Source organism: Streptomyces sp. NPDC059534 (assembly GCF_042743475.1).
Classification (GTDB): Bacteria; Actinomycetota; Actinomycetes; order Streptomycetales; family Streptomycetaceae; genus Streptomyces.
This window is the reverse complement of the sequence record NZ_JBHWAQ010000101.1, coordinates 1-4,898: the sequence shown is the minus strand read 5'-3', so window position 1 is coordinate 4,898 and position 4,898 is coordinate 1. Positions and strand designations below refer to the sequence as shown.

Below are 4,898 nucleotides of genomic sequence, written 5' to 3'. Positions count from 1 at the left end.
CCCGACACCCCCATCATCACCACCGACGCCCGCCACCGCGCGGACGCCAAGAGCGCGCTCATCACCCTCGTCGAGCACGCCCTCATGGCGCGACTCAAGTAGGACGGCGAGGAGCGGCCGGCCGGGGCGCGTGTCATATGCCCCTGCCGGAGCCGGTCTGTGTCCTTCGACACGGCCGCCCTCGCGTTCATAACGTTTCGACAGAGAATTGGGGCGCCCCGGACACCCGACGCATCCGATCGGTGTCACTGCGCTCACCTGAGCCCCGCCATTTGGCGGGGCTCGCTCTTTATGCCCGTTTTACGTACGCTCCGGACCGCGAGAAGAGGGTCTGTCCCACTGTTTGGAAGGGACCCCCTTCACGTGCTGCAATTCATGAACTCCCGAGTAGTACGGCCCTGAACGAAACACCGGCACAACGTAGGTGCCGACGCCGAGAGGTTGTTGGTCGAGTGAGGCGCAGCATGGAAAGCTCCGCGGAGCAGGAGGCGCGGGGCAACTTCACCCCGCCGTCGCGTGCGGCGATGTCGCCCGCGGACGTGCCCGTGACGCCGCCGCCGGCCGCGGCCGCCAAGGGCAGCACCAGCAAGCTCTCGCCCCGCAACTGGCGGGTGCCCACCAGGCTGAACGCGATCCTCCTCATACCCGTGCTGGTCGGCCTCGTCATGGGCGGCTTCCAGGTCAAGGGGTCGATCGACAACTGGCAGGAGGCGCAGGACGCCGAGAAGACGGCGCTCATCGTGCGCGCCGCCTCGGAGTACAGCACCGCCCTGCTCAACGAGCGGGACCTGACCGCCGCTCCCCTCCTCTCCGCGAAGACCGCCGAGGACCGTAAGAGCGACGAGGTGACGCAGGCGTACGCCGCCACCGACGCCGCCCGTGCCAAGTTCGACGAGGCCGCCAAGAACCTGCCCTCGGGCCAGGGCCTGGAGCGCCGCCTGCGTCTGTTCAAGGACGAGGAGCCCAAGCTCGAAGCGCTCCGCAAGGCCGCGTACACGCGCTCCCTCGACCCGGTGAACACCCAGCTCGGGTACACCGGCGTCCAGCACTACCTCACCGAGTTCTCCAACGAGCTCGGCCTCGGCACCGGCAACGTCACCGCTTACGGCCGCAGCGTCTACGCGGTCCAGCTGGCCAAGGGCGCCGAGTCCCTCCAGCGCTCCATCGGCACCCAGCTCCTGGTCCGGCCCAGCCGCCAGGACGCCGTCTTCGCCCAGCAGTCCGTGGCGTTCAACTCGTACAACTACCTGGAGCAGATCGCCCTCGGCGAGTTCTCCTCCGGCGGTATGCCCGAGGACGTCGAGCTGCTGAAGAAGGTCATGGCCGGCAAGGCCGCCGACGGTGCCAAGCAGATGCAGGCCGCCGGCGTCGACCTGCCCAAGGGCAAGGACGGCTCCGTCTACTCCGGCGTGGCCTCCGCCATCGGCACCGCCAAGAGCCCCGAGGCGCTGGCGGGCCTGAAGGCCAAGGGCATCACGGCCGAGACCTGGTTGGCCGTCGCCACCGCCAAGTTCGACGGCTACACCGAGGTCGAGAAGGCCCTCGTCGACAAGGCCGTGGCCGAGGCCGCGCGGATCTCCGACGAGTCCAAGACCGACGCCTGGGTCAACGGCGCCATCGTCGTCATCGCCCTGCTCGCCGCCTTCATCCTGGCCGGCATGATGGCCCGCCAGATGAGCCGCTCGATGCAGCAGCTGCGCACCGCCGCCTTCGGCATCGCCGAGCAGCGCCTGCCGATGCTGGTCGACCAGCTCTCCCGCACCGAGCCCGGCCGCGTCGACACCCGCGTGCAGCCCATCCCGATCGACTCGCAGGACGAGATCGGCGAGGTCGCCCGCGCCTTCGACCAGGTCCACCGCGAGGCCGTCCGGCTCGCCGCCGAGCAGGCCATGCTCCGGGGCAACGTCAACGCGATCTTCACCAACCTCTCGCGCCGCAACCAGTCGCTGATCGAGGGCCAGCTGACCCTCATCACCGACCTGGAGAACAACGAGGCCGACCCGGACCAGCTGGAGAACCTCTTCCGCCTGGACCACCTGGCGACCCGTATGCGCCGCAACGGCGAGAACCTCCTCGTCCTCGCCGGCGAGGAGCCGGGCCGCCGCTGGGACCAGCCGGTCCCGCTGGTCGACGTCATGCGCGCCGCCTCCTCCGAGGTGGAGCAGTACGAGCGCATCGAGCTGGCCGGTGTCCCGGAGGCCGAGATCCACGGCCAGGCCGTGACCGACCTCGTGCACCTGCTCGCCGAGCTCCTGGAGAACGCCACCACGTTCTCCTCCCCCCAGACCAAGGTCCGCGTCACCGCGACCCGTCTCCCCGACGGCCGCGTGATGGTCGAGATCCACGACAAGGGCATCGGCCTCACCGCCGAGGACTTCGCGGACATCAACCACAAGCTGGCGAACCCGCCGACCGTGGACGCCGCCGTCTCGCAGCGCATGGGCCTCTTCGTGGTCGGCCGGCTCGCCGACCGGCACGGCATCCGGGTCCAGCTGCGCCCCTCGGGCGAGCAGGCCGGGACGACCTCGCTGGTCATGCTGCCGGACGCGATCACGCACGGCGGTGGCGGCGAGCAGCCGCTCCAGGACGACTTCACCGTCTCGCAGATCATTCCGCAGCAGCAGAACGCCTTCGAGCCCGCCCCTCAGCAGCAGCAGCCGATGCTGACCGCCGCCGACCTGGGCTTCGACGACTCGCGCTACGAGCAGCCGGCCGAGGAGGAGCGCGAGCTCGACCCGGTCAACCGCTCGCTGAACCGGGAGGGCCGGCGCGCCGCCCTCGGCGCCCAGACGCAGACCGGGGACCGGCCGCTGTTCCGCGACGAGACGGAGCAGGACGAGGAGTACGGGCACCAGGACCAGGACCAGGCGTATCCGCAGGGCCAGGACCAGGAGTACGCGCAGCAGCAGGCCCCGGAGTACCCGGCGGAGCAGTACCCCGCGCAGGAGTACGGGCAGCCGCAGCAGGCTCCCGAGTACGGCCAGGAGTACGCCGGCGGCTACCCGTCGCAGGACGGCTACGGCTACCCGCAGCAGGGGTACGAGGCGTACCCCCAGCAGGGCTATGCGGAAGCTTCGTACGAGGCCCCGGAAACCGAACACCAGCAGTACGGGAATGCGTTCGATCCCCAGGCCCACCAGGCAGTGTGGCCGGATCAGGGCGCTTACGGGAACGGCTACGGCCAGGAGTACGGAGCGGAATCGGAATCTGCTCCGAGCGCTCCCGAACAGACGCAGGACCGCGTAGGCTTCGACCGTCCGGGTCCGGCTCCCAGCCCCGTCCCGGACGCCGGCCACGCGCTGACCGACGCCGGTCTGCCGCGCCGCGGCAGCGTCGCCCCGCAGACCCAGCAGGCGGCGCAGCAGGTGCCGCAGCAGCCGAAGCCCGCGCAGCCGGAACAGCAGCAGAACGAAGCCGAAGATTCCGACGACTGGCGCTCGACCAACGACGAGCGCTGGCAGCGGGCCGGGAAGCTCAAGGACCCGAAGGCGGGCGGGGTCACCTCGTCCGGTCTTCCCCGGCGGGTCCCGAAGGCCAACCTGGTCGAGGGCACCGCGGAGCAGACGCCGCAGGGCGGCCCCCAGGTCTCCCGCGCTCCCGAGGACGTACGGGGCAGGTTGAGCAACCTGCGCCGGGGCGTCCAGCAGGGACGCAGCGCGGGAACGGACACGAACGGATCGGGCCTCGGCCCGGGCAGTACCTACAACCAGGAGCGTTAGTGTGAGCATGAGCCAGGCGGCGCAGAATCTGAACTGGTTGATCACCAACTTCGTGGACAACACCCCTGGGGTGTCGCACACGGTGGTGGTCTCCGCCGACGGACTCCTGCTGGCGATGTCCGAGGGGTTCCCCCGCGACCGCGCCGACCAGCTGGCGGCCGTCGCATCCGGACTGACCTCGCTGACCGCGGGCGCGTCCCGGATCTTCGAGGGCGGTGCGGTCAACCAGACCGTGGTGGAGATGGAGCGCGGCTTCCTCTTCCTGATGTCGATCTCGGACGGCTCCTCGCTGGCCGCGCTCGCGCACCCGGAGGCCGACATCGGCCTCGTGGGCTACGAGATGGCGCTGCTCGTGGACCGCGCGGGCACCGTACTGACTCCCGACCTCCGGGCGGAGCTTCAGGGAAGTCTTCTCAACTAACAGACAGACAGTGCGTTTCGCGCCACCGCCCCGTAGGGTGCGGTGGCGCGGGTCCAAGGGACATGGACCGCGAGGCAGTCGGAGGAGGAGACGTGGGAACACCCCCGGGCGCAAGCCCCTATCACGGTTATGACGCGCACCAGGCGCCGCTGGGCGACGCCGCACAGAACCGGTTCAACTTTCCCTCCGCCCCGAGCAGACAGGGCGCATCGCAGCCCTACGCGCAGCCTCACGCCCAGTCCTCGGCAGCCGGCTCCCCGAGCGTCTCGCGCGCTTCGTCCGCCGCGGGCGGATCGAGCGGGCACAACCCGCTCGTGCGTCCCTATGCGATGACCGGCGGCCGGACCCGGCCGCGCTACCAGCTCGCCATCGAGGCGCTGGTCAGTACCACGGCCGATCCGGCCCGGCTGCACGGGCAGCTGCCCGAGCACCAGCGGATCTGCCGGCTGTGCTTCGAGATCAAGTCGGTCGCGGAGATCTCGGCTCTTCTCTCCATTCCCCTCGGCGTCGCCCGAATCCTCGTCGCCGACCTGGCCGAGGCCGGACTCGTCGCCATCCACCAGCCGGGCGGCGACGAGTCCGCCGGCGGTCAGCCAGACGTGACACTGCTCGAAAGGGTGCTCAGTGGACTTCGCAAGCTCTAGCGGCGGCGCGGCCCGTTCAACCACCAGCGCGAAGATCGTGGTGGCGGGCGGCTTCGGCGTGGGCAAGACCACGTTCGTCGGCGCCGTCTCGGAGATCAACCCGCTGCGTACCGA

3 protein-coding genes and 2 pseudogenes are annotated in these 4,898 nt (G+C 70.2%); all 5 read left to right on the top strand.

Annotation, left to right across the window (positions count from 1 at the left end; all coding sequences use genetic code 11):
* Positions 1-102, top strand: a pseudogene (locus ACFVZH_RS39835) (ATP-binding protein); the annotation flags it as partial.
* 350 nt (positions 103-452) lie between these two features.
* Positions 453-3,719, top strand: coding sequence for a nitrate- and nitrite sensing domain-containing protein (locus ACFVZH_RS39830; protein ID WP_384905481.1), 3,267 nt, complete (start codon positions 453-455; stop codon positions 3,717-3,719).
* Between the two features lie 7 nt (positions 3,720-3,726).
* A complete protein-coding gene (locus tag ACFVZH_RS39825; protein ID WP_317877038.1) occupies positions 3,727-4,140 on the top strand; it encodes a roadblock/LC7 domain-containing protein in 414 nt (137 codons plus the stop codon).
* Positions 4,141-4,232: 92 nt separating this feature from the next.
* Positions 4,233-4,784: a DUF742 domain-containing protein gene (locus ACFVZH_RS39820; protein WP_384905479.1), complete on the top strand. Its 552-nt coding sequence runs from the start codon at positions 4,233-4,235 to the stop codon at positions 4,782-4,784.
* Positions 4,765-4,898, top strand: a pseudogene (locus ACFVZH_RS39815) (ATP/GTP-binding protein); the annotation flags it as partial. The gene ACFVZH_RS39820 and the pseudogene ACFVZH_RS39815, both read left to right, overlap by 20 nt.

Excerpts from the sequence above, each read along its gene's own strand:
- ACFVZH_RS39825 (WP_317877038.1), top strand. The coding sequence starts at position 3,727 with ATGAGCCAGGCGGCGCAGAATCTGAACTGGTTGATCACCAACTTCGTG.